Origin of the sequence: Solwaraspora sp. WMMD791 (assembly GCF_029581195.1) — a bacterium.
Lineage (GTDB): Bacteria > Actinomycetota > Actinomycetes > Mycobacteriales > Micromonosporaceae > Micromonospora_E.
In genome coordinates this window covers 1,112,926-1,138,009 of the sequence record NZ_CP120737.1, presented here as the reverse complement: position 1 = coordinate 1,138,009, position 25,084 = coordinate 1,112,926, and the positions used below count along the sequence as shown (strand labels likewise).

Here is a 25,084-nt window from a genome sequence, read left to right as displayed (position 1 = left end):
GCCATGACGAATCCTGCGATGGTGTCCGGTGCCGATCTGCCGGCGGTGCTGTACCGGGGTGGCCGGTTGTACTGTCCGGCGCAGCCGGGGGCGACGGCGTTGCTGGTGCGCGACGGCCGGATCGCCTGGTTGGGGGTGGACGCGGACGCGCCCCGGGCCGACGTGGTGGTGGACCTGGACCGGGCGGTGGTGACGCCGGCGTTCGTGGATGCCCACGTGCACGCGACGGACACCGGTCTGGTGTCGTCCGGGCTGGATCTGTCGGCGGTGCGGTCGCCGCAGGAGCTGCTGGACCGGGTGGCGGGGTTCGCGGCGGGGCTGCCGGGTGACGCGGTGGTGCTGGGGCACGGCTGGGACGAGTCGACGTGGGGGCGGGCCGTGCCGCCGGACGCGGGGCAGTTGTCGAGGGCGGCCGGCGGCCGTCGGGTGTACCTGTCGCAGGCGTCGATGCATTCGGCGTTGGTGTCGCAGGCGCTGCTGGCGGCGGTGCCGTCGGCGCCGACGACCGAGGCGGACGTGCCGGCGGTTGGCGGGGTGCCGGGTTGGGTGCGGGCGGATGCGCATCATGCGGTGCGGGCGGCGGCGTTCGGTGCGTTGGGTGCGGTGCAGCGGGCGGGCGCGCAGCGGGCGGCGTTGGAGTCGGCGGCGCGGGCGGGGATCGCGGCGGTGCACGAGTGCGGTGGTCCGGTCATCTCGTCGGAGGCGGATTTCGCCGGTGTGTTGGCGATGTCGGGGGACGGGCTGCCGGAGGTGTACGGCTACTGGGGCGAGTTGATGGGGCTGCAGCGGGCGCGGGAGCTGGGTGCGGTGGGTGCCGGGGGTGATCTGTTCGTTGATGGCGCGTTCGGTTCGGGTACGGCGTACGTGTCGCGGCCGTACGTCGACCGGGATGGCTGTGGTCGGTGTTTTCTGACCGCGGATCAGGTGGCGGCGCATCTGGTGGAGTGTGTCCGGTGGGGAGTGCAGGGCGGGTTCCACGCGATCGGTGACGCGGCGTTGTCGGCGGTGGCGGACGGATTCGCGGCGGCGGCGCGTCAGGTCGGGGTGGATCGGCTGCGGGCGGGTCGGCACCGGGTGGAGCATGTGGAGCTGCTGGATCGGCGGGTGGTGGCGGCGTTCGTGGAGTTCGGGGTGGTGGCGAGCGTGCAGCCGGCGTTCGATCGGTTGTGGGGTGGTGACAGTCAGATGTACGCGGCCCGGTTGGGTGCGGAGCGGGCGTTGGCGTCGAATCCGTTCGCGGTGCTGCACGGGGTGGGGGTGCCGTTGGCGTTCGGGTCGGATTCGCCGGTGACGCCGCTGGATCCGTGGGGTGCGGTGCGGGCGGCGGCGGCGCATTTCAATCCGGCGTCGCGGTTGGCGGTGCGGTCGGCGTTCGCGGCGCATACCCGGGGCGGGTGGCGGGCGTTGCCGCCGGGGGTGGTGGACGCGTCCCGGGAGGGGGTGTTGGCGTTGGGTGCGGCGGCGACGTTCGCGGTGTGGTCGGCTCCGGCGGGGGTGTCGCCACAGGGATTGCCGGTGGTGTTGGCGGATGATCCGGCGGTGTGGGGTCCGGCGGATCCGACGCCGTTGCCGCGGTGTCTGCGGACGGTGTCGCGGGGGCGGGAGATCTTCGTGGCGGCGGGGCAGGTCGCGGTGGGTGCGGGGTGAGCGGGGTGTTGGGCCTGGACCCGGTGGTGGTGGCGCGGGCGCGGGAGCTGGCGGCGCGGGCGGGTGCGCCGGTGGTGGAGTTGGCCCGTAGCCGTACGACGGTGTCGGTGGAGCGGGCGGTGCTGCGGTTGATGGGGGTGGCCGGGGCGGACGCGGAGGGGATTCCGTGGGTGAACCGCTTGGTGGACGCGGTGGCGGATCAGGTGGGGTTGGGGTTGGGGGTGGCGGTGCCGGTGTGTGACGCGGTGCTGCGGGGTGGGGCGTCACGGGTGGACGGGGCGGCGTTGACCCGGTTGGCGCAGGAGGCGGCGTCGGGTGGGGTGCGGTTCGAGGTGCCGGTGGGTGCGGCGGCGCAGGCGGCGCGGCGGTGGGCGCGGGCGGCGGCGGCGGTCGGGGTGGGGCGGGTGGACAGGGCGCGGCGGGAGCGGGAGCGGCTGGTGGCGCGGTGGGGTGATCCGCCGCGGCGGCCGTGGGTGTATCTGATCGTGGCGACGGGGGACATCCATGAGGATGTGCCGCAGGCGCAGGCGGCGGCACGGGCCGGTGCGGATGTGATCGCGGTGATCCGCTCGACGGGGCAGTCGTTGTTGGACTACGTGCCGGAGGGGGCGACGCGGGAGGGGTTCGCGGGGACGTACGCGACGCAGGAGAACTTCCGGTTGATGCGGGCGGCGTTGGACGAGGTGTCAGCCGAGGTGGGTCGATATGTGCGGTTGACGAATTACGCGTCGGGTCTGTGTATGCCGGAGATGGCGGCGTTGGCTGGTCTGGAACGGCTGGACATGATGTTGAACGATTCGATGTACGGGATTTTGTTCCGGGACATCAATCCGGTGCGGACGTTCGTCGATCAGCGGTTTTCTCGGCAGGTGCACGCGCGGGCGGGCATCATCATCAACACTGGTGAGGACAATTATCTGACGACGGCGGACGCGGTGGAGGCGGCGCACACGGTGACGGTGTCGCAGCTGCTGAACGAGTTCTTCGCCCGGGAGGCGGGGCTGGCGGACTGGCAGTTGGGGCTGGGGCACGCGTTCGAGATCGATCCGTCGGTGCCGGAGTCGTTCCGGTTGGAGCTGGCGCATGCGTTGTTGGCGCGGGAGTTGTTTCCGGAGGCGCCGTTGAAGTGGATGCCGCCGACTCGGCACATGACCGGTGACGTGTTCCGGGGGAATCTGCTGAACGGGTTCTTCAATTTGGCGGGGGTGTTGACGGGGCAGGGGATTCTGCTGGTCGGCATGATGACGGAGGCGGTGGCGACGCCGTGGCTCAGTGACCGGGACATCGCGTTGCAGAACGTGCGGTACGTGCTGGGTGCGGCCGGGGGTCTGGCGGAGGATTTCGTTCCGGCGCCGGGTGGGTTCATTCAACGGCGGGCCGGGCAGGTGCTGGGCGAGGCGGTGGAGTTGTTGGAGCGGATCGTCGACGGGTCGTTGTTGTCGGCGATCGCCGACGGAACGTTCGGTGTGATGCGTCGGCCGGTGGACGGCGGTAAGGGCCGTGACGGGGTCGTGGCGCAGGCCGACGGGTACGTCAATCCGGTGTCGGAGTTGTTGGCGGAGCCGGTGGGTGGTGGTGACGGTGGCTGAGGTGGTGCGTCCGTACGGGGACACGACCGGTGACGGGATGGTGCAGGTGTCGTTCACGTTGCCGGTGCCGGCGGGTAAGCGGGCGGAGGGCGCGGCGGCGCAGTTGGCGCAGAAGATGGGGCTCGAGGCGGTGATGGTGGTGCACGCTGCGCCGGTCGGGGAGGGTTTCACGTTCTTCGTGGTGTACGGGCGGGTGCGTCATCTGGTGGATCTGTCGGCGGTGCGGGTGGTGGAGCGGGACTTTCCGTTGTTGGCGGCCAAGGAGGTCAATGCGGCGGTGCGGGCCGGGCTGGGGCGCCGGTTGTCGGTGGTGGGGGCGTGTATCGGTACGGACGCGCACACGGTCGGCATCGACGCGATTCTCAACGTCAAGGGAATCGCAGGGGAGAAGGGTTTGGAGTACTACCGGGAGTTCGCGGTGGTCAACATGGGGGCGCAGGTGCCGGTGGCGGAGCTGGTGGAGGAGGCGGTGCGGGTGGACGCGGACGCGATCCTGGTCTCCCAGGTGGTGACACAACGTGATGCGCATTTGCACAATGTGCGGGAGCTGTCGGCGGCGGTGCGGGAGGCGGTGCCGGCGGCGCGGCGGCCGTTGCTGGTGGTCGGTGGTCCCCGGTTCGACGAGTTGATGGCGCGCGAGTTGGGGGTGGACCGGATCTTCGGTCGGGGTGCGACACCGCGTGAGGTGGCGAGTTACCTGGTGCACGCGGTGGTGGCCCGGGCCCGGGTGGCGGCGTGAGCGCGGTGGTCGGGTTGTCGGTGACGCATCGGCGGTACGTGCCGTACGGGCACGCGCACTACGCGGGTGGTCTGGTCGACGGCGCGTACGTGCTGGGTCTGTTCGGTGACGTGGCGACGGAGTTGTGTATCCGGGGTGACGGCGACGAAGGGTTGTTCGCGGGCTACGACGAGGTGCGGTTCGTGGCTCCGGTGCGGGCCGGGGACGTGGTGGAGGCGACCGGGACGGTGGTACGGGTGGGGGTGCGCAGCCGGTCGGTGCGGTTCGAGTGCGCGGTGGTGTGTCGGGGGCGGCCGGAACTGTCGGTGTCGGCGGCGCGGGTGGTGGTGCCGCCGTTGGTGGCGGTGACGGCGACGGGGACGGTGGTGGTGCCGGCGGCGGGTGGTGCCGAGTGAGCGTGGCGGTGTGTGCCGATGTCGGGTCGACGGTGACGAAGGTCGTGGTGGTGGATGTGGCCGACGGGGCGCTGCTGGCGTCGGCGGCGCATCCGACGACGGTGGGCTCGGACGTGTGGGAGGGTCTGGCGGCGGCGGTGACGGCGGCGGGGGCGGGGGTGCCGGGCGGGGTACGGGGTGCGCCGTGGCTGGTGTGTTCGTCGGCGGGTGGTGGGCTGCGGCTGGCGGTGGTGGGGTATGAGCCGTTGGTGACGGCGCGGGCCGGGGTCCGGGTGGGGTTGTCGGCGGGGGCGCGGGTGGTGCACGTGGCGGCGGGCCGGTTGGACGCGCCGGAGGTGGCACGGCTGCGGGCGGCGGCACCGGACGTGGTGCTGCTGGTCGGGGGGACCGACGGCGGTGACGTGGAGGTGCTGCTGCACAACGCGGCGAGGTTGGCGTCGGCGGGAATGTCGACGCCGGTGGTGGTGGCGGGCAACGTGCAGGGGCGGGCGGTGGCGGGCGCCGCGTTGCGGGCTGCGGGGTTGGCGGTGACGGTGGCGGACAACGTGCTGCCCCGGTTGGGGGTGTTGGCACCGGCGTCGGCGCGGGCTGCGGTGCGGGAGGTCTTTCTGCGACATGTGATCGGCGGCTCGGGGTTGTCGCGTGACGGCCGGTTCGCGTCGAGCGTGCGGGCGGCGACGCCGGACGCGGTGGTGTCGGGGGTGGGGGTCCTCGCTGACCGGGTGGGGGCCGATGTGCTGGTGGTCGACGTGGGCGGGGCGACGACGGACGTGTATTCGGTGGTGGCGCCGGACGGTGAGCCGGCGGGTGCCGAACCGGTGTCCACGCCGGAGGTGGCCGGCTGGTGGGGTCAGGCTCGCACGGTGGAGGGCGACCTGGGGGTGCGGGTGGGTGCGGCGGGGGTGGTCGCTGCGGCGGTGGCGGAGCGTCTGGTCGGTGACGCCGAGGCGGTGGCGTTGACGGCGGCGGCGGCGCGGCGGGTGGCGTGTCCGGGTCTGGTGCCGGTCGACGACGCGGGTCGGGCGGTGGATCTGCGGCTGGTGGAGTTGGCGGCGGTGGTGGCGGTGCGTCGGCACGCGCGTGGGGGCGGGCAGGAGCCGGGCGGTGGGCGGGATCTGCGGCGGGTGCGGTGGCTGGTGGGTTCGGGTGGGGTGTTGCGGCACGCGTCGGCGGCTGACGCGGTCGGGGTGTTGCGGCGGCTGGCCGACGACCGGGGTGGTGGCTGGTTGGTGCCGCGGGCGGCGGTGCCGGTGGTCGACGCGTCGTACGTGTTGGCGGCGGCGGGTCTGCTGGTGGGGGAGTTTCCGCAGGCGGCGGCGGGTCTGGTGGAGCGTTACGTGCTGGCCGCGTCGGGGGTTGCGTCTGGTGGTCGGCGGGGTGTCGGTGGGGACACGCCGGTCGACACGCGGTAGGTGGTGGTCGATGCCCTGGGCCGGGTTGACAGCACGGGGGGTCTGGCGCGTACCGTCTTTGAGTCCTACCACGGGAAGCGGCTGATGTTCGCTTCGTTTCTTCGTCCGCTGGCCGAGCGACGTGTGTCGCAGTGCGGGTGGGCCACCTGTGGGTCTGCCACAGGTGGTGTCCGCATCGGCCAGGTCCAGTGGGCGAGGGTCGGCGAGGCGGCGCGGACCGGCCGCGACTTTCCGGTGTGTGGGCAGGTGGTCGTGCAGGGCCAGTAGACAACGGCCCGTCGGGGGCAGCCAGTTCCCGGTGGGTCGGTCCGAAGGTCACTGCACGGGTGTCCTGTCGCACCGGCGGGGGCCTGGGAGTGCGGGGCGCGGCCGACCGGCCGCGCCCCGATTCTTCGTGTGCGGACGGTACGCCGTTCGCGGTGGTCGCTTGCGTCGCCGCTGGGGCCGGGTTGCCGGTAGCCTTCGTCGGACGTATCGGAGAGGCCGCCGTGGGCGGTGGCCCGCGGCGCAGTGGGGCTCGACGTGGCGATGGTGGATGCGGTGGCGGTGCCGGTGCGGTCGGGTCCGCCGGTGTCGGCGGTGCCGGGTCGGGCGGTGTCGGCCCCGGTGGCGGTGGGGTTGGCGGTGGTCGCCGGGGTGGCGCTGCTGGTGGCGTTTCCGCCGTATGACCTGTGGTGGGCGGCGCCGGTGGGGGTGGCGGCGCTGGCGGTGGCGGTGCACCGTCGGCGATGGTGGGCGGGCGCGGGTGTCGGTTTCCTGGCGGGTGTGGTGTTCTTCGCGCCGTTGCTGAGTTGGACGAATCTGCACACGGGCAGTTTGCCGTGGGTGCTGCTGTCGGGGTTGCAGGCCAGTTACCTGGCGGTGCTGGGGGCGGTGGCGGCGTTCGTGTCGCCGGTGGTGGACCGGCGGCGGCTGGTGGTGTGGCCGGTGGTGACGGGTGTGCTGTGGGTGGGGCAGGAGGCGTTGCGGGGTCGGACCCCGTTCGGTGGTTTTCCGTGGGGCCGGTTGGCGTTCAGCCAGGGTGATTCGCCGGCGTTGGCGTGGGCGGCTGTCGGTGGCGCGCCGCTGGTGACGTTCGTGGTGGCGGTGGCCGGTGGGGTGGTGGCGGCGGCGGTGTGGCGGCGGTGGCGGGTCGGCCGGTCGGCGCTGGTGGCTGCCGGTGGGGTGCTGGTCGCGGCGGGGGTGCTGCTGGTGGGGGCGGCGGTGCCGCTGGGTGGTGGTACGGCGGGGTCGGTGACGGTGGCGATCGTGCAGGGCAACGTGCCGCGGATGGGGTTGGATTTCAACGCGCAGCGGCGGGCGGTGCTGGACAACCATGTGCAGGGCACGGTCCGGTTGGCGCGGCAGGTGCGGGCGGGGCAGGTGCCGGCGCCGGATCTGGTGGTCTGGCCGGAGAACGCCAGTGACGTGGATCCGACGCGGGACGCGCAGGCGGCGGCGAGTATCGACGAGGCGGCGGCGGCCGTCGGGGTGCCGATTCTGGTGGGTGCGTTGGCGTACGGGCCCGGTGCCGGTGAGGTGCGCAACGTGAGTCTGGTGTGGGAGCCGGGTTCCGGTGGCGACGTCGAGCAGGTGTACGTGAAGCGGCATCCGGTGCCGTTCGCCGAGTACGTACCGTTTCGGCGGCTGGCGCGGATGGTCACTGACCAGGTGGATCTGGTCCGAGCGGATTTCGTGGCCGGTTCGCAGCCGGGTGTGCTGCGGGTGGGTCCGGTGGCGGTCAGCGGCATCATCTGTTTCGAGGTGGCCTACGACGGGTTGGTCCGTGACACGGTGACCGGTGGGGCGCAGGTGTTGGCGGTGCAGACGAACAACGCGACGTTCAACGCGGCGGAGGCCGGCCAGCAGTTGGCGATGGTGCGGCTGCGGGCGGTGGAGCACGGGCGGGCGGGGCTGATGGCCTCGACCGTTGGCGTATCGGCTTTTGTCGATGACAATGGGCGGGTGTCGCAGCCGACCGAGTTCAACACCGCCGCCGTCGTGGTGAGTGAGTTGGAGCTGGGCTCGACGCGTACTCTTGCGACTCGGACAGGTTTCTGGCCCGAGATGGTGCTGGTGGTGGCCGCCGGTGCGGTCGTGGTCGCGGCGGCGTGGCTGCGCCGGCGCTCGGGCGGCGTGGATGCGGAGGCACGGTGAGCGAGGCGGTGTCGGCGGGCGATGGCCCGGAGGGCTACCCGGGTGTCGGCCGGGTGCTGGTGGTCGTTCCCACGTACAACGAGGCGGACAACGTACGGCTCATCGTCGGGCGGGTCCGCGCCGCCGTGCCGCAGGTCGACGTCCTGATCGCCGACGACAACTCGCCGGACGGCACCGGGGCGGTGGCCGACGAGCTGGCCGGCGCCGACGGGCAGGTGTTCGTGCTGCACCGCCCCGGTAAGCAGGGACTGGGCGCGGCGTACGTGGCCGGCTTCAGCTGGGCGAAGGAACGCGGCTACGACGCTGTCGTGGAGATGGACGCCGACGGTTCGCACGCGCCGGAGCAGTTGCCGCAGCTGCTGGACGCGGCCCGCAGCGCCGACGTGGTCATCGGGTCGCGGTGGGTGCCCGGCGGTGAGGTGCTGAACTGGCCCCGGCACCGGTGGCTGGTGTCGCAGTGCGGCAACCTGTACACCCGGTTGGCGTTGGGGATGCCGGTGCGTGACGCCACCGGCGGGTACCGGGTGTACCGGCTGCCGGTCCTCGACAAGATCGACTACGGAAGTGTGTCGTCGCAGGGCTACTCGTTCCAGGTGGAGCTGACCTGGCGGGCGTACCGGGAGGGGTTCCGCATCGTCGAGGTGCCGATCACCTTCGCCGAGCGGGAGCAGGGTGCCAGCAAGATGAGCGCCGCGATCGTGCGGGAGGCGCTGTGGCGGGTCACGGTGTGGGGGCTGCGGGCCCGCCGTGACGCGGTGACCGGCGCGGGCCGCCGCGACCGCGACGCCGCGTCGTCGGCGCGCTGGCCGTGACGGTACGGCGTGTCATGCTGGACGGGTGACGCCACGCCACACGTTCGTTGGAGGTGACATGCGTCGGGGGGTGCGCTGGATTCCGCTGGCGCTGGTCGCCGGGTTGATCCTGGAACCTGTCGTCTTCGTCGCGGTGGCCCGCCAGATCGGGTACGGCTGGGCGCTGCTGGTGGTGGTGGCGGCGTCGATGGCGGGAATGGTGCTGCTGCGGCGCGAAGGTGTCCGCGCGTGGCGTAGCTTCCGCGCGGCGGCGCAGGCCGGTCAGCCGCCGGGCGAGCAGGTCAGCGACGGTGTGCTCGGGCTGGTCGCCGGTCTGCTGCTGGCGACGCCCGGTCTGGTCAGTGGAGCCGCTGGCGCGGTGCTGGCGGTACCGCCGGTGCGCCGGCTGGTACGGCGCCGGGTCCAGGTCGCGGCGGAGCGGCGGATGTCGTCGGCCGCGGCCGGACAGGTGTTCGGGCCGCGGCGGGTCCGGGTGTACCCTCCGCCGCCGGGCGGCGGGTCGCCGGCTGGGCCGGGTACCGCGCAGCCGGCGACGGACGGCCCGACGATCGAGGGCGAGATCGTGGATCCACGCTGATCGTGGAAACGGTGTGGGGCCCGTACGCGACGCGTACGGGCCCCACACCGTTGGCTGGCCGGACCTTGGTGTCGCCTCCCGGGGTCAGACGCCGCCGCGGCGGTTGCGGACCTCCTGCAGGCGTTCGGCCAGGATGTCTTCGAGCTCGGCGATCGACCGGCGTTCCAGCAGCATGTCCCAGTGGGTACGGGGTGGCTTGGCCTTCTTCTGCTCCGGTTCGCTGCCGTCGACCAGCCGGGCGACGCTGCCGTCGAACTTGCATTCCCAGGTGACCGGGACTTCTGCGTCGACGGCGAACGGGACCTCGAACTGGTGCCCCTTGGCGCAGAGGTACTCGCGGGTCTGGCGCGGCGCGAGTTCCGTGTTGCGGTCGGACTCGTAGCTGACTGCTCCCAGACGGCTTCCGCGCAGCATGCGCTCGCCCATGATCGGCTATCCCCTCGGTCGTGTTGCTGGTCTTCAGGTGTAACGATGTGCGCGGGGCGGGCGATTCCCGCCGTTGGTCGGCGCTGCCCGGTGGTGCCGGGTCCGCGCCGGACCTGTGCGAGCGTATCCGGCGGGTGCCCGTCGCGGCGTCGATGCCGTCCGTCGTCGGGCATTGTCAGGTGATTGAAACGTGGCGTTAACGAAGTTTGGCATACCGGTGACGGCGCGGATGCGATGTATGTCACTGTGACGAGGATGCGCCCGGCGGCGGGGCGGTCGCCGGTGCGGCGGCGCTGAGCGCGGCGAACGCTCCGGCCAGGTCGCTGACCTGACGGGTCAGTTCTGCCACCCGGGTCAGTGCGCTGTCCCGTTCGGCCCGGGCGCTGTCCCGTTCGGCGGTGCGGGCGGCAAGGTCCCGCTGGGCCTGGTCCATTCCGGCGGATGCCGCGTCGGCGGCGGCGCGGGCCTGTTCCGCTTCTTCCCTCGCGGTCTCCGCCGCCGCGCGGGCGGACGCGGCGTCGGCGTCGGCGGTGTCGGCCCGTCGCGTGGCATGTTCGGCGTCGCGGCGGACGGCGTCGGCGGCGACTCGGACCCCGTGCAGCGTTTCCGTGAGTGCGGCGGCCTCGGCGCGGGCCGATGCGGCGTCGGCGGCGGCCCGCTCGGCCTCCTCCTGCGCCTGCCGGCACCGCAGCTGCGCGTCGGCGGCCTGTGTCTGCGCCTGTCTGGTCGCCGCGTCGGCGGCGGCAAGGTCGCGGCGCAGGGCTTCGATGGTGCGTCGGTCGTCGTCACGGGCGGCGGTGAGCTGCGCCAGTTCGGTGCGGGCAGCCGCCAGGTCGGCGGCGGCCTGCTGCCGCAGCGCGTCCGCGGCGGCTGCCTGCTGCTGCGCTGTCGTCTGCGCGGCGTACGCCGTGGCGGCGTCGGTACGGGCCGCCTCGGCGGCGGACTCGGCCTCCTCGGCCCGCCGACGCGCCTGCCGCGCCTGCTCGGCGGCGTCAGCGGCGTTGCGCTCGGCTGTGGCCGCGACCTCGGCGGCGGACTCGGCCGCCTGCCTGGCGTCGTCGCGTTCGGCCTGGGCGGCGGCGAGCATGGCGGCGGCTTCGGCGCGTACCTGCGCCACCCGCCGTTCTACACCTGCCGGTGACAGCTCGGCGTGCAGGGTCTCGGTGAGGGTGCCGACCATCTGGTCGAGCCGGTCGACCAGCTCCCAGCTGCGGGCGAGCTGTCCGGCCAGGCCCGGCGCGTCGCGGTGGCGCATCCGGCTGGCGCGGGAGGCACGCTGGCAGGCGCCGTCGTTGTCACGGCAGTACCGGAAAGGTCGGCCGGCGGCGGCCCGCTGCGGTACCGGGGCTCCGCAGTGCGCGCAGGGCCGGGTCGGGGGTGCCGTGGCCGGCGGCGGGGTGTCCATCGCCGCCGAAGTGTAGTGGTGCATCCGTCGGTCCGGTCGACCCGGCCAGGGGAGGCGGTCGGCGGAAGGAGGTGCCGTGGACGGTGTCAGTGTGCTTCCAGGACGAAGAAGATGAAGCAGATGAAGGCCGTGCGGTCGCCGAGGTCGGGCGGGAGGAGTTCGCGTGGGGTGTCGGGTGAGAAGGGCGGCTCACTGACGACCGCGATCCGGAAGCCGGCCCGGGTGAACGCGTCGGTCATGGCATGCAGGGGGCGGTGCCAGAAGGTCAACGTCGCACGGTCCTCGCCGAAGGTGTACTCGAACGAGTACGGCGTGACGGCGAAGTAGTCGGCGCTGGGGTCGCTCGACTCGAGGATGCGGGGGTGGTTGACCGACAGCAGAAGGCGGCCCCCGGGCTTGAGCACACGCCGCAGCTCGGCCAGTGGTGCCGTCCAGTCCTGCGCGGAAGGTGCGTGTGCGCGGGGGAGATCCGCAGCGGACCAGATGCCCGCTATCGCTTGCGGCCACCACGTGACCCAATTATTGGATTGTTGTTGTTGGTAATTCAGTAATTAGGGTGTCCGCCGGGACCTGAGGACACGGAACACCATAATGACAGTTATGCGGCAACAACACACAGCATGTATGGTGCAGTAGTGGGTGACGACATGGTGTTCTGCCGAAAATGTGGCCAGACGAAGCCACGCACCGCCTTCTACGACCAGCTGCACTCGTCGCTGCCCCGCAGACCATGCAAGGCCTGCATCCTGGCGGACAAACGTGCCCGCTACGCGACCAAGGACGGCGACCGCGTCTCGCACGCGCAGGTCCTGCGCGAGAAGTACAACCTCACCTCGGCGCAGTACGAGCAGATGCTGGCCGATCAGGCAGGGCGGTGCGCGATCTGCGGTCAGTCCGAGACCGCGCGCGGCCGTGGCGGTGCACCACGGCGTCTGGCGGTCGACCACGACCACCGCAGCGGAGTCGTCCGGCAGTTGCTCTGCCACCGCTGCAATCTGGTGACACGGGCGGTCGAGGAGAACCCTGCCCTGCTGGACAAGGTGCGGGCGTATCTGGAAACGCATCTCGTCGCACAGGGTGCGACGTCCCGCTCCGGCCCGTCGGCCACGACGCCGCCGTTATCCGGTTGAGGCCCCGACCGGCCCGACGGAAGAATCAGCCGGTGTCGACCTTCGACGAGTACGTCGCCGAGGCGGCGGCGGTACCGGTGGCCGGCTGGGACTTCTCGTGGTTCGCCGGCCGGGCGACCGAGCAGCGTCCCTCCTGGGGGTACTCCGCTCTGTTGAGCGCACGGATGGCCACCGCGCGGCGGGCGGTGGACCTGCAGACCGGTGGCGGTGAGGTGCTGGCCACGATGGCGACACCGCCGCCCGTACTGGTGGCCACGGAAGGCTGGCCGCCGAACGTCGAGGTGGCACGCGACCGGCTCACCGCGCTGGGGGTGACCGTCGTGCACGCCGCCGAGGACGCCGACCTGCCGTTTCGTGACGGCGTCTTCGACCTGGTCGCGAGCCGGCATCCGACGGTGGTGCGCTGGCCCGAGGTGGCCCGGGTACTGGAACGCGGCGGCGACTACCTGTCGCAGCAGATCGGTCCGGACTCGGTCGGGGAGCTGCGGGCGGCGCTGGGCGTGTCGACGCCGCCGCGTACCGATCAGCACCCGGACCGGATCCGCGCCGCCGCGACGGCGGCCGGGCTGGACGTGGTAGACCTGCGGACGGAGTCGCTGCGGATGGAGTTCTTCGATGTCGCGGCGGTGATCGTGTTCCTGCGTAAGGTCGTCTGGACGGTGTCGGGGTTCACCGTCGACAGGTTCCGTCCCGAACTGGCGGCGGTGCACCAGCGGATCGTCACCGACGGGGTGTTCGTCGCCCACTCACGTCGGGTCCTGGTGCGGGCACGTCGGCGGTGAGGGTCAACACCGTACCGAGCGCGGCGGCCGCGTCGAGCAGGGCCCGGGACCGGGCGGTGATCGTGGCGTCGCGGGCCGCGAGCGCGGTACGGACGTCGGCCGACCGGCGGGCGGTCCGTAGCTGCGGCATCAGTGCCCGCAGTGGCGCGATCCGGTAGCCGGCGGACCGCAACTGGTGCACGATCCGCGCGTCGCGGACCTGCTCCGGGGTGTACCGCCGGGTGGTGCCCGGCCGGTCGCGGTCGGGCACGACGAGACCTTCGGCGTGCCAGTGCCGCAGGGTCGACGGGCGTACGCCGAGGGCGGCGGCGAGTTCGGAGATGCCCATCGCGTCGCACGGGCGGACGTCGGTCATCGGTTCGGCGGCGATGGCCTCGGCGGCCAGTTGGGCCTGGCGCAGGTCGGCGCGTTCGGTGTCCAGCCGGGCGTGTACGGCGTCGAGCAGCGCGAGCATCGCGGCGGGTGGGCCCTGGTGTGCGGCAGTGACGATCCGGCGGGCGTCGGCCGGACCCGCCGCGGCGGCCAGGGCCCGGTAGGCCAGCACGCAGTACAGGTGCAGTGGTCCGTAGACCCGATGGCCGGCGGCGGTGCGCCGCGCCGACGGCAGGACGCCGTCGCGTTCCAGGTTGCGGATCTGTTGGACGCCGTACCCGGCCCGGCGGGCGACGTCGACCGTGCGCAGCACCGGCGAGTGGAGACCTGCCGCCCCGTTCACCTGTGGTCGATGGCGTGAAGTCTCCATAAGCACTGCAATGTAACGCTGGAGCGATGACGCAGGAAGAGATCATCGCCTTCGTCGCCGGCCTCGGCGACGACGTACTGGTGCTGCGGCCGGCCGCCGGCGGCGGCACACCACCGATCAGCTGGGGTGACACGTTCTTCTACGTCTCGCCCGACGGTACGGTCCCGGCCCGGCGTCAGCCGTTCGCCACGATCGTGACCAAGGACTATCCCGGTGACGCGTCGTCGCGGCTGGACCGGCCCGGGGTGTTCCGACTCAACATCGCCGTGGGCCGTGACGAGGCGCGGCGCCATGCCGGGCACGACTCGGCCGGGGTCGATCCTGCTGCCGCCGACACGGTGTTCGTCCATCCTGTCTACGGGGGCGTCGGCTGGCTGGCGGTGGTCGACCCCGGTCCGCGGACCGCGTCGGTGGTGCGGGAGCTGCTGGTCGCGGCCCACCGTCGTGATCAGGGTCGCGGGCCGCGTCGGGTCACCACGGGTCCTGCAGCTGGCGGGCCTGGTTGAGGAAGACGACACCGTCGACGGTGTCGAGCTGGGCCGGGTCGAGCGGGAAGTAGGCGAAGTCCGGGCTGACCCGCGTCACGGTCGTGGCCGTGACGCGGGTCCGGGCGAGCGCGCGGGCGTCGACGAGGCAGCTGTCCCAGCCCAGTGTGGCCAGGACGCCTTCGACGGTGTCCGGTGGCGGGGTGTCGTCGCCGAGCGTGCCGAAGGCCGAGGCCAGGTAGGCGTACCGGTCACCGAGGCGGGTCGCGGTGATCGCACCAGCGCTCCACATCCGCAGCTGCTGGTCGCCGAGGGACAGGACGCTGCGGTGGCGCTGCAGGTGCAGGTTGTGGGCGAAGACCAGGGTGGGGCCGTGTTCGGCGGCGGCGAGCAGGTTCGCGGCCATCATGGCGTCGCGGAGCGCGGACAGTCGGGAGAGCCGGGCCGGGGACGGGTCGGCCATCGCGTGGTGGTAGCGCAGCAGACCGACGGCGGTACGCCCGTACAGCTGTGCCCGTTCGCGGTGGGCCGGCTCCAGTTGCGGCAACTGGGTGTCGAGCAGCGCCAGCAGGTCGTCGGCGATCAGCCGGAGCTGGCAGGCGTCGGCGGATCTGCCGATCGATCGGGACGGGTCCCGTACGGTGGCCTCGTCCGACCAGCGGTCGTCGGGTCCCAGTAGTGCGTCGAGGGTCTCCCGGGTGCAGGGCAGCGGGCCGTCGAGCAGGTCGTGCAGGGCGGTCAGTGCCGTCCGGGGGCTGTCCGCCCAGTACTCCAGTGGGCCGTCGATGCCGAAGAACCGCAGCTTGTCGTCGTGGTCGTCGTTGTAGGCCCGCATCCAGCGTACGAGGTCGCGATTGGCCGGTGAGGTGCCGAAGTGGTGGCTGAAGCCGTCGCGCATGACGTCGTCGATGCTGCCGGCGCCGGTGGCGAGGTGGTCGTCGACGAGCAGGCCCCGCAGACAGTCGCTTTCGACGGCGAACGACCGGTAGCCCTCGTGGGTGACGAGGTGTCGGAAGATCTTGTTTCGTAGTTCGCCCAGTTCACCGACGAAGTGCCGGGCTTCGCCGAGGCCGAGTAGCAGGGGGCGGGTGGGCTGGGCCCGCAGGAACGCCGAGATGGCGTCGCCGTCGGCGGGTCGGGCGAGGTCCGTGATGGTCATTGCTTCAACGGTATCGTTGAACCGACGGTGGAGGGTTTGTGTATCGGACACGCTGTCCAGGCCTGGAAAACCCTCAAATGAGGGGGAGTCGATGCGGCCGGTGGACCTGGCACGGGAGCACGGCCTGTCCACGCAGGCGGTCCGCAACTACGAGGACGCCGGTGTCCTGCCCGCGGCCGCGCGGACGGCCGCCGGTTACCGCTGCTACACGCCGCTGCACGCGCGGGCGCTGCGGGCGTTCGTCGCGTTGGTACGCGGGCACGGTCACGCCACGGCGACGTCGGTCATGCGGGCGGTCAACCGGGACGCTGTCGACGATGCGCTGCGGATCATCGACGACAGCCACTGTCAGTTGCGCGAGGACCGGCGTACCGTGCGGGCCGTCGAGGCGGTGTTGGGTGAGCTGGCCCCGGTCGCTGCCGTGTCCGGTGAGATGTTCATCGGCCCGCTGGCGGCCCGACTTGGTCTGCGGCCGGCGACGCTGCGCAAGTGGGAGGCGGCCGGGCTGGTCCGGCCGCGTCGGGACCGGCGGACGGGGTACCGCGTCTACGACGCGCACGACGTCCGGGACGTGATGCTGATCCATCAGTTGCGGCGGGGCGGCCATCTGCTGGCGCAGATCGCTCCGTTGATCGTCCAGGTCCGGTCCGCCGGCGGGGTCGCCCCGTTGGAGTCGACCCTGCGGGGCTGGCACGACCGGTTGTCGGTGCGGGGCCGGGCGATGCTGGCCGGGGCGGCCGAGTTGGACGCCTATCTGCGGGAGCGGGCGACGACGACGCCGGTCAGTCGGTGAACAGGCTGAGCAGGTCGCCGATGCTGCGGTCGGCTTCGGCGGGGTGGCGGAAGTGCCCGGAGCGGTCGACCGTGTACTGGTTGCGGCGGCCGACCCGTTCGCGGCGCAGGTAGCCGGCGGCGACCAGGTCGGCGACGATGGCCTGGGCGGCGCGTTCGGTGATGCCGATGGTGGTGGCGACGTCGCGCAGCCGGGCGGTGGGGTCGCGGGCGATGGCCAGCAGGACGTGGGCGTGGTTGGTCAGGAACGTCCAGCTCCGTTGGCGTGTCGGCGGCGGCGCGTCGGTGCCTGACACGGTGCGGTCCTCCTACGGTGGCGGCGTCCACATGCGTACGACGAGACGTGAAAATCGCATCGTAAGTCCCGGGTGTGGGCCGCCGCCACCGGTCGGCGCGCCGACCACCCTTGACAGACGAACTTCGCTTCGTGAATAGTTGAGCGTAGTTCGAGGGGGAGTACCCGGCGTTCGACGCGCTGTCGTCAGTACGGGTCCGGCGGATCCGGGCCCCGGTGGCGCGGTCACCGCCCGCAGGCGGTGACCCGGGGAGACCGTCGACCAGTGGTGCCGGCCCGCGACAGCGGGTGCGGCCGGTCGAAAGGTCCTGCGTTGGCTGTCTCCTGGTGGGTGTGGGCCGTCGTCATGGTCGGGGTCGCCGCGATGCTCGCGGTCGATCTGTACCTGCACCGCGACAACCATGTCATCGAGTTCCGCGAGGCCCTGACCTGGTCGGGAATCTGGATCGCCGCGGGTCTGCTGTTCGGGGTGCTGCTGTGGGCGTGGCAGGGCGGCGACGTCGCCGGCACGTACTACGCCGGTTACCTGATCGAGAAGGCGCTCTCGGTCGACAACGTCTTCGTCTTCGCGTTGATCTTCACGTACTTCGCGGTGCCGGCCTCCTACCAGCACAAGGTGCTGTTCTGGGGGGTCATCGGTGCGTTGGTGTTCCGCCTGGTGTTCATCTTCGTCGGCGCCGAACTGCTCGAGACGTTCTTCTGGACGGCGTACGTGTTCGGCGTGTTCCTCATCTACACCGGTTACACGATGGCGTTCCGCCACAGCGAGCAGACCCCGCCGGACCGCAACCCCGTCGTCCGCCTCGTCCGCCGGGTCGTCCCGACCGACCCGGCGTACCACGGTGACCGGTTCTTCACCCGCGTGAACGGTCGGCGCGTCGCCACGCTGCTGTTCGTGGTCCTCGTCGCCGTCGAGGCCACCGACCTCATCTTCGCCATCGACTCAGTGGCGGCGATCCTGGCCATCACCACCGACACGTTCATCGTCTGGACCGCCAACGCCTTCGCCATCCTCGGCCTGCGCAGCCTCTACTTCTGCCTCGCCGGACTACTGCGCCGATTCGTGCACCTGCACTACGGCCTGGCCGTCCTGCTCGCCTTCGCCGGAGTCAAGCTGATCCTGTCCGAGACCCCGGTCGGCAAGCTGCCGATCCCGGTGACCCTGGGCGTCATCGTCGTCACCATCACTGTGTCGATCGTGTGGAGCCTGCGCAGCACCCGCGGCGCGGGCCGGTCGCCGGCACCGGTCGACGAGCGGTCCGGCCGGGTCGGCTGACTCGACCGGCCCCCCAAGCATAACCCCAAGCATAACCCCGAATAGGGGTTATGCTTGGGGTTATTCCGGCTGCTCAGACGGGAGAAGAGGCGACCACGCCATGCCGAAAATCAACGTCTACCTGCCCGACGACCTCGCCGACGCGGTCCGCGACACCGGGATCCCGGTGTCGGCGGTCTGCCAGCAGGCACTCGAACAGGCCGTCCGGCGGGTCACCGCGGTCCGGGCGGTCCCTCCGGCCGATCTCGACGCCGAGCAGTTGGCGGCGCGGCTGCCGCACCTGACCGCCCGGCTGCGCGACGTCCTGTTGCGGGCCCGGGACCAGGCCCGGGCCGCCTGTGCCGCCGAGGTCGGGACCGGACATCTGCTGGCGGCGCTGCTCGACGAGGGCGACAACCTCGGCGTACGGGTGCTGCGGACGATCGACGTGTCACCGGCCCACCTGACGACCCGGTTGGCGACGGACAGCGCGACCGGGGACGCAGCGGCGACGGTGGAGGCGACCGGTCCGGCGACGCGGTGGTCGGCGGCCGGGGCGGGCGCGCTGGAACTGGCCGTCACCGAGGCGACCGCACTCGGGCACAACTACGTCGGCTGCGAGCATCTGCTGCTCGGGCTGGTCGCCGAACCGGACGGTGCCGCCGGGCGGGTGCTGCGGGAGTCCGGTGCCGACCTGCGGGCGACCCGTCGGGCGGTCGCGGCGGCCCTCGTCGGGTACGCGCACCTGCGTGCCCAGACCGCCGGCGCCTTCCCCGCCTCCGGCGGCGTGAACGCGGTCGGCGGTGGTCTGGGCACAGGTGCCGCGCCGGTCGGGGCGGACGCCGCCACTGCGGTCGCGGCCCTGGTCCGCCGCGAGTTGGTGCCGGTCCTCGCCCGGCTGGAGCGGTTGGAGCAGCGGGCCGGCGTGTCAGCCGAGTAGAGCGTCGGTCCAGCGATGCTGGTGGACCTGGATGTAGGCGGCGTCGTCGCGCCAGACGGTGCCGTGGCCCTCGTGCCACAGCCGGGTCCAGGGCGCGGTGCCGACGGCGGCCTGGGCGGCGAGGAACTCGTACATCGACCGGGCCCGGCGGGTCAGCAGCGGGACCAGTGCCTGGCGCTGCCGCTCGTCGAGCCCGTACCCGTCGGCCAGGATCCGCAGCCGCCGGCCGGGGGCGGCCGGCTGCCACGCCGGGTCGGCGGTCAGCGGCACGACGCTCTTGGCCGCGTACGCCAGGTCCCACAGCCGGGTGCCCGGTGCGGCGGTGTCCCAGTCGATGAACGCCCACCGGTCGCCGACGACCAGGTTCCACGGGGCCGGGTCGTGGTGGACGACCAGGTCGGTGCCGTCGGGTGGGATGAGCCGCCGCCACCGGGCGTGCGGCGGCGGGGTGAAGCTGGCCGCCGCGTCGTGCAGGTCACGCAGGAGTCGACCGACCCGGCGTACCGCGGCGTCGGGCCTGAGCAGGTCGAACCGGTCCGGCCAGGGGACCGTTCCCGGTACGTAGGTCAGCACCTCGCGGCCGGCGTCGTCGATGCCCAGCGGGCGGGGCGCGCCGTCGAAGCCGACGTCGTGCAGGTGGGTGAGGTAGGCGTGCACGGCCGGGGTCCATTCGCCGGTGGGGCGGCGCACGGTGTCCCCGACGCGGACCACGGCGGCGGCGACGTTTCCGCCGGTCAGCGGCTGCTCGGTGGGGCGGTCGCGGTCAGTGGGCACGCACGTGATCCTGCCGGCGGCGGCGGTGCGGTGTCGACCGCTTTGACGCGTACGCGGGACAACTTGACGACCGCAAAGTTGCGCGCTATAGCTATAAGTAAGTTGAGTCTGAATGGCTCAACTCCCGAGGCGAGGGAGCTCGCACCCGTGAGGAGGTCCGACAATGTTGATGCGCACCGACCCGTTCCGTGAGATCGACCGGATCGCCGAGCAGTTCTTCGGCACCACCGCGCGTCCGGCCGTGATGCACATGGACGCCTACCGGGACGGCGACTGGTTCTACGCCGCGTTCGACCTGCCCGGCGTCGACCCGGACAGCATCGAGTGCACCGTGGAGCGCAACGTGCTCACCGTCCGCGCCGAGCGCAAGCGTCCCACCGGCGACAAGGTCGAACTGGTCGCCGCCGAACGCCCGATGGGCACCTTCACCCGTCAGCTGTTCCTCGGTGACACCCTCGACACCGACAAGCTGGAGGCCGGCTACGAGGCCGGCGTGCTGACCCTGCGGATCCCGGTGGCCGAGCGGGCCAAGCCGCGTCGTGTCTCGATCAGCGTCGGCGACACCGGCCGCCGGCAGCTCGCCAACTGACAACGCCCGACCATGCGGCCCTCTGCCCGGCGTGACGCCGGGCAGAGGGCCGCATGGTGGGAAACGGGCGGGGCGGCAGGGGGACAAGCCGGGAAACGGGTCGCAGCGGTGCCACCGAGGCGGCATCCTGGACCGGCAGCACCGTACCCCGACCGCGAGGAGCCGGCCCGGCCATGATCGATCCCCGGTTGACCGGCCACGTGGCCATCGTGACCGGTGCCAACCAGGGCATCGGCGCGGCGATCGCTGTCGCGCTGGCCACCCAGGGAGCGGCGGTGCTCGCCACGTACCTGCGGATGGACCCGGCGCCCTACGCCGACGACCCGTCGTTCCCCGCCCAGTACGGCCGGGCCCGCGCCCAGAGCGCGCGTAGCGTGGTCGACCGGATCGTCGCCGCCGGCGGCAAGGCCATCGCCGTCGAGGCGGACCTGGCCGACCCGGCCACCCCGGCGCGGTTGTTCGACGAGGCGGCCGCCTCGTTCGGCCCGGTCGACATCCTGGTCAACAACGCCAGCGGCTGGCTCAGCGACACGTTCCGCCCGGACAGCCGGGACCGGTTCGGCCGGCCGTTGAGCCACGTCGACGCCGGCACCTTCGACCGGCAGTTCGCCGTCGACGCCCGCGCCCCAGCCCTGCTGATCGCCGAGTTCGCCCGCCGGCACCTGGCCCGCAAGGCCACCTGGGGGCGGATCATCGGGTTGACCTCCGGCGGTCCGCACGGCTTCCCCGAGGAGGTCTCCTACGGGGCGGCCAAGGCGGCGCAGGAGAACTACACGATGTCGGCGGCCGCCGAACTCGCCCCGTACGGGGTGACGGCCAACGTGGTGGCGCCGCCGGTGACCGACACCGGCTGGGTGACCCCGGAGGTCGCGCAGCAGGTCACCGGCGCCAGCCCGGTGAGCCGCATCGCACGGCCGGAGGACGTCGCCGAGGTCGTCGTGCTGCTCGCCGCACACCAGGCTCGCTACGTCACCGGCCAGATCATCCGGATGTCCTGAGCCGCGACGCCACCGCCGCCACCGAGGGACCGGGACGGCCGAGCGGGCGGGCGGGCGGGCGGGCGGGAAATGATCATCTGTCCGGCGTGCCGGCGCCGCCGACACCGTACGGTTTTGGCATCCTGCTGCGATGCGCCGCGCAGCCGTCCCCGGTCTCGTCCCCCGGCCGACCGACCGGGCCCTGACCGCCGCCACCGCACCGGCCGACTTCACCGAGGCGTGGCTGCGCAACCGCCGACTGTCGGCGCACACCCGGGAGGCGTACCGCCGCGACGTCGCCGGCTGGCTGACCTGGTGCGCCGGCGCCGACCTCGACCCGCTGCAGGCGTCGTTCCTGGACGTCAACGCCTACGCCCGTGTGCTGGAGGCGACGATCGACCCGCGCAGCGGCCGGCTGCTGACCCCGGCGACGGTGGCCCGCAAACTGTCGGCGCTGTCCAGCTGGTACGCGTTCCTGGTGCGGCTGCGGGCGGTGCCGGCCAATCCGGTCACCGACGCCGACCGGCCCCGGATCAATCGCGACCATTCGGCGACGATCGGGCTCACCCCCGACCAGGTCGACGCGCTGTTCGTGGCGGCCCGCGCCGACCCGCGTCCCAATGGCGGGCGCAACCTGGCCGTACTGGCCCTGCTGGCCGACCTCGGGTTGCGGGTCGGTGAACTGGTGTCGTTGAACGTGTCCGACCTGGGTCACGAACGGGGGCACCGGAGTGTGCGGTTCGTCGGCAAGGGCGGCCGCTCGCGGCGGCGGGCGCTCGCCCCGGACACCGCGCGAATCCTCGACGCCTACCTCGACGAACGGGCGCGGGCAGCCGCGACGACCGTCGACTCGCTCACCGGCCCGCTGCTGGTCACCGCGACCGGTGCCCGGCTGGACCGGCACGCGGTGTTCCGACTGGTGCGTCGGCTGGCCCGGGCCGCCGGGCTGCCGGCGTGGGACCGGTTGTCGCCGCACTCGCTGCGGCACGCGTTCGCCACCACCGCCCGTGCCGAGGGCGTGCCGTTGGAGGACGTACAGGACGCGATGGGGCACGCCGATCCCCGGACCACCCGGCGCTACGACCGGGACCGGCACAACCTGGACCGGGATCCGGCGTACCGGATCGCCGCCGCCCGGTCGGCGCGGGCCGCGACCACCGGCTGACCCGCAGCCGGACCCGGCTGGCGGGGTCGTTCGCGCGGTCAGCCGGCGTCGGGCCGCTGATCGTCGTGCGCCCGCAGCGAACCGGCGTGGGCGCGGGCGGTCGGGTCGCGGCGGACCTTGATCAGGCTGGCGACGACGGTGATGGTCAGGATCACCAGGATCAGGCCCAGCGACACCGGCGTCTCCACCTCGGGTACCCGGTCGTCGAGGGTGTGCCCCCAGTGCAGCACCAGCTTGACGCCGATCAGCGCGAGGATCAACGCCAGCCCGGTCGACAGGTAGACCAGTCGGTCCAGCAACCCCTTCACCAGGAAGAACAACGCCCGCAGCCCGATCAGGGCGAACGCGTTGGCGACGAAGACGATGTACGGCTCCTGGGTGATGCCGAACACGGCGGGGATCGAGTCGAGGGCGAACAGCAGGTCGGTGCTGCCGATCGCGATCAGCACGATGAACAGTGGGGTGACGACCCGTCGGCCGTCGAGGCGGGTGACCAGCCGCCCGTCGACGTAGTCCGGGGCCACCGGCAGGACCCGTCGGGTGGCGCGGACGAGGACGTTGTCGTCGACCTGCGGATCCTCGTTACGGTGGCGGAACAACTGGACCGCGGTGAAGATCAGCAGCAGGCCGAAGACGAGGAACATGAACGAGAACAGGTTCAGCAGGGTCGCGCCGGCGGCGATGAAGATCGCCCGCATGATCAGCGCCGCGATGATGCCGAAGGTGAGGACCTTGTGCTGGTGCTCCTCCGGTACGGCGAACGTGCTGATGATGATGACGAAGACGAACAGGTTGTCGACCGACAGGCTCTTCTCCACCAGATATCCGGCGAAGTACTCGGTGCCGTAGCCGCCGCCGGCCCAGGCCATGAAGATCAGCCCGAAGACGATGGCCACGGCGACGTAGAACACCGACCAGGCGACGGCCTCACCGAAGCCGACGGCGTGCGGGCGCCACGCCGCGACCGCCAGGTCGAGCGCGAGCAACGCGACGATGACGACGATCGTGACGATCCAGACCGTCGGGCTGATCTCCAACGAACCCATGACAGTGATCGTGCACCGCCGGCCGCCGTCGCGCGCGCCGACACACACTATTCGCGGTCCGGGTAGTTGCGGGAACACCGTCGGTCAGATCCGACTGAGCAGCTCCAGGTGCCGGTGGGCGTCGACGGCGGCGTCGTCGCCGGCCAACCAGCGGCGTGCCCACAGCCGGGCCGCGACCCGGGCCGCGTCGTCGCGGTCGCCGTCGCCGTCAGCCTGCTCGACGAGCAGCGCGGCGGCCAGGGTGTGCGCCGTCCGCAGTGCCATCGGCCGGGCACCCGCCAGGGTCGCCGACCCGTCGGCGGCGGTGACCCCGGCCAGGTCGTCGCGCAGCCGCGCGGCGGCGGCGGCGAGCGTACCGGCCAGGTCGGCGGCGAACCCGGCCGCCAGCTCGACGGCCTGGTCGATCCGGGCCAGCAGCGGGGCACCGCCGCCGCGTCGCACCGCCCGCAGCGCGTCCAGGGCCAGCACCGTGGTGGTGCCCTCCCAGATCGGCAGCACCTGGGCGTCGCGCAGCAGCCGGGGCACCCCGGTGTCCTCGACGTAACCGGCGCCGCCGAAACACTCGACGTACTCGCTGGCCGAGGCGACGGCGAGGCGGCCGGTGGCCAGCTTCGCCAGCGGGGCGACGATCCGCAACTCGGCCGCGGCGTCGTCGTCGCCGGACTCGGCCCGGCCGAGCAACGCGAACGCGTGCCCGGCCAGGACGAACGCGCCGGCGGCGTCGACGGCGAGCCCGCCGAGTACCGCCCGGTGCGCCGGGGAACCGATCAGCGGCCCGCCGGCGACGTGCCGGGCGGTGGCATAGGCGTGCGCGTACGCCAGGCCACGACGCATTCCGCTGGCGGCGGCGGAGGCGTTGTGCAGCCGGGTCACCACGACCAGGGTCATCGCCCGGCCCAGTCCCGGTGCGTCGGGGTCGCCCAGCGCCAGCGCGTACGCGTCGGTCAGGCCGACCTCGGCGGTGGGCAGCGCCCACGTACCGAGCTTGTCCTTGAGCCGGTGGACCCGCACGCCGGGGGCGGGCGCGGCCGGGTCGTCCCCGGCGGCGGCCAGCGGGGAGTCGGCGGCGTAGCGGGGCACCAGGAACGGCGCCAGGGACCGGCTGCCGGCGGGCGCACCGGCGGGGCGGGCCAACGCCACGGCCATCGCGGAGTCGACGGCGGAGCAGAACCACTTCTCGCCGGTCAACCGCCAGCCGCCGGCGCCCGACGGGACCGCCACGGTGCCGGTCCCGGACAGGTCGGAACCGCCCTGAGCTTCGGTCATCCACTGCCCGCTGGTGATCGCGACGTCCGGGTCGGTGCTGGTCAGCCGGGGCAGCCAGGCGTCGCGGACCGCCGGGTCGACGTCGGGCCGGCTCAGCAGCGCGGCCGCACCGTCGGCCATCGCCACCGGGCAGGAGAAGGTGGCCGACTCGGGCGCGTACAGGTGCAGCAGGGCGTGCTGCACGACCCGGCCCGTCGCGTCGGGACCCGCCTGGCCGTCGCCCTGGTACGGCAGCGCGACCAGGGCGTGCCGGGCGGCGGCGGCGCGCAGCCGCTGCCAGCCGTCGGCGGTCTCGATCCGGTCGATCCGGGCACCCCACGGGTCGTAGCGGACCAGCCGCGGCGGATGCCGCTCGGCGTCGTCGTGCGCGGCCCGTAGCGCGCCGGTGACCTCGGCGGACAACGCCGCCAGGCGGTGATCGGCCGCGGCCAGCCCAGCCGGGGTGAGGTGGCGGCGCAGCCAGGCGTCGAGCAGCCAGTCGGTGCGGTACGGGTCACCCGGGGCGGGCACCGGTTGGACGTAGCGGTCCACGATGTTCGGTCCTCCCTC

Annotated in this window: 26 protein-coding genes; 17 read left to right on the top strand and 9 right to left on the bottom strand. The window is 72.6% G+C overall.

Features of this window, described 5'->3' with window-relative positions; translation table 11 throughout:
• The first annotated feature begins 3 nt into the window (after positions 1 to 3).
• From O7623_RS04835 to O7623_RS04800, 8 genes are all read left to right on the top strand, one after another.
• A complete protein-coding gene (locus O7623_RS04835; protein ID WP_282227386.1) occupies positions 4 to 1,647 on the top strand; it encodes an amidohydrolase family protein in 1,644 nt (547 codons plus the stop codon).
• Positions 1,644 to 3,236 carry a lysine 5,6-aminomutase subunit alpha gene (locus O7623_RS04830; RefSeq protein WP_282227385.1) on the top strand — a complete coding sequence of 531 codons (1,593 nt, stop codon included), beginning with the start codon at positions 1,644 to 1,646 and terminating at the stop codon, positions 3,234 to 3,236. Before O7623_RS04835 ends, O7623_RS04830 begins: the two co-directional genes overlap by 4 nt.
• Positions 3,223 to 3,975: an OAM dimerization domain-containing protein gene (locus O7623_RS04825; protein WP_282227384.1), complete on the top strand. Its 753-nt coding sequence runs from the start codon at positions 3,223 to 3,225 to the stop codon at positions 3,973 to 3,975. Before O7623_RS04830 ends, O7623_RS04825 begins: the two co-directional genes overlap by 14 nt.
• Entirely contained in the window at positions 3,972 to 4,370 is a 399-nt protein-coding gene (locus O7623_RS04820; RefSeq protein WP_282227383.1) for a hotdog domain-containing protein, read from the top strand. Before O7623_RS04825 ends, O7623_RS04820 begins: the two co-directional genes overlap by 4 nt.
• A complete protein-coding gene (locus O7623_RS04815; RefSeq protein WP_282227382.1) occupies positions 4,367 to 5,782 on the top strand; it encodes a glutamate mutase L in 1,416 nt (471 codons plus the stop codon). Before O7623_RS04820 ends, O7623_RS04815 begins: the two co-directional genes overlap by 4 nt.
• Positions 5,783 to 6,310: 528 nt before the next feature.
• Positions 6,311 to 7,918 carry an apolipoprotein N-acyltransferase gene (gene lnt, locus O7623_RS04810; protein WP_282229309.1) on the top strand — a complete coding sequence of 536 codons (1,608 nt, stop codon included), beginning with the start codon at positions 6,311 to 6,313 and terminating at the stop codon, positions 7,916 to 7,918.
• The gene (locus O7623_RS04805; RefSeq protein WP_282227381.1) at positions 7,915 to 8,730 is read left to right on the top strand and encodes a polyprenol monophosphomannose synthase; all 816 of its coding nucleotides are present in this window, start codon (positions 7,915 to 7,917) and stop codon (positions 8,728 to 8,730) included. Before lnt ends, O7623_RS04805 begins: the two co-directional genes overlap by 4 nt.
• Positions 8,731 to 8,788: 58 nt before the next feature.
• Entirely contained in the window at positions 8,789 to 9,307 is a 519-nt protein-coding gene (locus O7623_RS04800) for an FxsA family protein (RefSeq protein WP_282227380.1), read from the top strand.
• A gap of 84 nt (positions 9,308 to 9,391) precedes the next feature.
• Here O7623_RS04800 and O7623_RS04795 read toward each other — a convergent pair whose 3' ends face one another.
• The 3 genes from O7623_RS04795 to O7623_RS04785 all read right to left on the bottom strand — a co-directional run bounded on the left by O7623_RS04795 (position 9,392) and on the right by O7623_RS04785 (position 11,542).
• Positions 9,392 to 9,733, bottom strand: coding sequence for an RNA polymerase-binding protein RbpA (locus tag O7623_RS04795; protein ID WP_123601539.1), 342 nt, complete (start codon positions 9,731 to 9,733; stop codon positions 9,392 to 9,394).
• 241 nt (positions 9,734 to 9,974) lie between these two features.
• The gene (locus O7623_RS04790) at positions 9,975 to 11,162 is read right to left on the bottom strand and encodes a serine/threonine protein kinase (RefSeq protein ID WP_282227379.1); all 1,188 of its coding nucleotides are present in this window, start codon (positions 11,160 to 11,162) and stop codon (positions 9,975 to 9,977) included.
• Between the two features lie 62 nt (positions 11,163 to 11,224).
• A complete protein-coding gene (locus tag O7623_RS04785) occupies positions 11,225 to 11,542 on the bottom strand; it encodes a hypothetical protein (protein WP_282227378.1) in 318 nt (105 codons plus the stop codon).
• A 231-nt stretch (positions 11,543 to 11,773) separates the two neighbouring features.
• Between O7623_RS04785 and O7623_RS04780 the strand changes: the two genes are divergently transcribed.
• Both O7623_RS04780 and O7623_RS04775 read left to right on the top strand, forming a co-directional pair.
• Positions 11,774 to 12,268, top strand: a complete 495-nt coding sequence (locus O7623_RS04780; protein WP_282227377.1) for an endonuclease domain-containing protein — start codon at positions 11,774 to 11,776, stop codon at positions 12,266 to 12,268.
• A gap of 32 nt (positions 12,269 to 12,300) precedes the next feature.
• Entirely contained in the window at positions 12,301 to 13,050 is a 750-nt protein-coding gene (locus O7623_RS04775) for a class I SAM-dependent methyltransferase (RefSeq protein ID WP_282227376.1), read from the top strand.
• Here the strand turns inward: O7623_RS04775 and O7623_RS04770 are convergent.
• Positions 12,989 to 13,765 carry a MerR family transcriptional regulator gene (locus tag O7623_RS04770; protein WP_282227375.1) on the bottom strand — a complete coding sequence of 259 codons (777 nt, stop codon included), beginning with the start codon at positions 13,763 to 13,765 and terminating at the stop codon, positions 12,989 to 12,991. The two genes, O7623_RS04775 and O7623_RS04770, sit on opposite strands and share 62 nt — an antisense overlap.
• 53 nt (positions 13,766 to 13,818) lie before the next feature.
• Here O7623_RS04770 and O7623_RS04765 point away from each other — a divergent pair, with 53 nt between their 5' ends.
• Positions 13,819 to 14,298, top strand: coding sequence for a DUF6194 family protein (locus O7623_RS04765; RefSeq protein ID WP_282227374.1), 480 nt, complete (start codon positions 13,819 to 13,821; stop codon positions 14,296 to 14,298).
• Here the strand turns inward: O7623_RS04765 and O7623_RS04760 are convergent.
• Positions 14,264 to 15,436 carry an erythromycin esterase family protein gene (locus tag O7623_RS04760; RefSeq protein ID WP_282227373.1) on the bottom strand — a complete coding sequence of 391 codons (1,173 nt, stop codon included), beginning with the start codon at positions 15,434 to 15,436 and terminating at the stop codon, positions 14,264 to 14,266. The genes O7623_RS04765 and O7623_RS04760 overlap by 35 nt on opposite strands.
• A 91-nt stretch (positions 15,437 to 15,527) precedes the next feature.
• On the opposite strand from O7623_RS04760, the gene O7623_RS04755 reads away from it, so the two are divergent.
• Positions 15,528 to 16,229, top strand: a complete 702-nt coding sequence (locus O7623_RS04755) for a MerR family transcriptional regulator (protein WP_282227372.1) — start codon at positions 15,528 to 15,530, stop codon at positions 16,227 to 16,229.
• Here the strand turns inward: O7623_RS04755 and O7623_RS04750 are convergent.
• On the bottom strand, positions 16,219 to 16,524 hold the full coding sequence (locus O7623_RS04750) for a MarR family transcriptional regulator (RefSeq protein WP_282227371.1): 306 nt from the start codon (positions 16,522 to 16,524) through the stop codon (positions 16,219 to 16,221). The genes O7623_RS04755 and O7623_RS04750 overlap by 11 nt on opposite strands.
• A gap of 312 nt (positions 16,525 to 16,836) precedes the next feature.
• On the opposite strand from O7623_RS04750, the gene O7623_RS04745 reads away from it, so the two are divergent.
• Both O7623_RS04745 and O7623_RS04740 read left to right on the top strand, forming a co-directional pair.
• The gene (locus tag O7623_RS04745; RefSeq protein ID WP_282227370.1) at positions 16,837 to 17,799 is read left to right on the top strand and encodes a TerC family protein; all 963 of its coding nucleotides are present in this window, start codon (positions 16,837 to 16,839) and stop codon (positions 17,797 to 17,799) included.
• Positions 17,800 to 17,899: 100 nt separating this feature from the next.
• Positions 17,900 to 18,718 (top strand): Clp protease N-terminal domain-containing protein, encoded by an 819-nt coding sequence (locus O7623_RS04740; RefSeq protein WP_282227369.1) that lies wholly within the window; start codon positions 17,900 to 17,902, stop codon positions 18,716 to 18,718.
• Here O7623_RS04740 and O7623_RS04735 read toward each other — a convergent pair.
• Complete coding sequence (locus O7623_RS04735) at positions 18,707 to 19,492, bottom strand: aminoglycoside phosphotransferase family protein (protein WP_282227368.1); 786 nt, start codon at positions 19,490 to 19,492, stop codon at positions 18,707 to 18,709. The two genes, O7623_RS04740 and O7623_RS04735, sit on opposite strands and share 12 nt — an antisense overlap.
• Before the next feature lie 163 nt (positions 19,493 to 19,655).
• On the opposite strand from O7623_RS04735, the gene O7623_RS04730 reads away from it, so the two are divergent.
• The 3 genes from O7623_RS04730 to O7623_RS04720 all read left to right on the top strand — a co-directional run bounded on the left by O7623_RS04730 (position 19,656) and on the right by O7623_RS04720 (position 22,223).
• A complete protein-coding gene (locus O7623_RS04730) occupies positions 19,656 to 20,081 on the top strand; it encodes an Hsp20/alpha crystallin family protein (protein WP_282227367.1) in 426 nt (141 codons plus the stop codon).
• Between the two features lie 173 nt (positions 20,082 to 20,254).
• Entirely contained in the window at positions 20,255 to 21,079 is an 825-nt protein-coding gene (locus tag O7623_RS04725; protein ID WP_282227366.1) for an SDR family oxidoreductase, read from the top strand.
• A 130-nt stretch (positions 21,080 to 21,209) separates the two neighbouring features.
• Positions 21,210 to 22,223 (top strand): tyrosine-type recombinase/integrase, encoded by a 1,014-nt coding sequence (locus tag O7623_RS04720; RefSeq protein WP_282227365.1) that lies wholly within the window; start codon positions 21,210 to 21,212, stop codon positions 22,221 to 22,223.
• Between the two features lie 38 nt (positions 22,224 to 22,261).
• Here the strand turns inward: O7623_RS04720 and O7623_RS04715 are convergent, their stop codons facing one another.
• Both O7623_RS04715 and O7623_RS04710 read right to left on the bottom strand, forming a co-directional pair.
• Positions 22,262 to 23,269 (bottom strand): TerC/Alx family metal homeostasis membrane protein, encoded by a 1,008-nt coding sequence (locus O7623_RS04715; RefSeq protein WP_282227364.1) that lies wholly within the window; start codon positions 23,267 to 23,269, stop codon positions 22,262 to 22,264.
• 84 nt (positions 23,270 to 23,353) lie between these two features.
• A complete protein-coding gene (locus O7623_RS04710) occupies positions 23,354 to 25,066 on the bottom strand; it encodes an acyl-CoA dehydrogenase family protein (protein ID WP_282227363.1) in 1,713 nt (570 codons plus the stop codon).
• Positions 25,067 to 25,084: the final 18 nt, after the last annotated feature.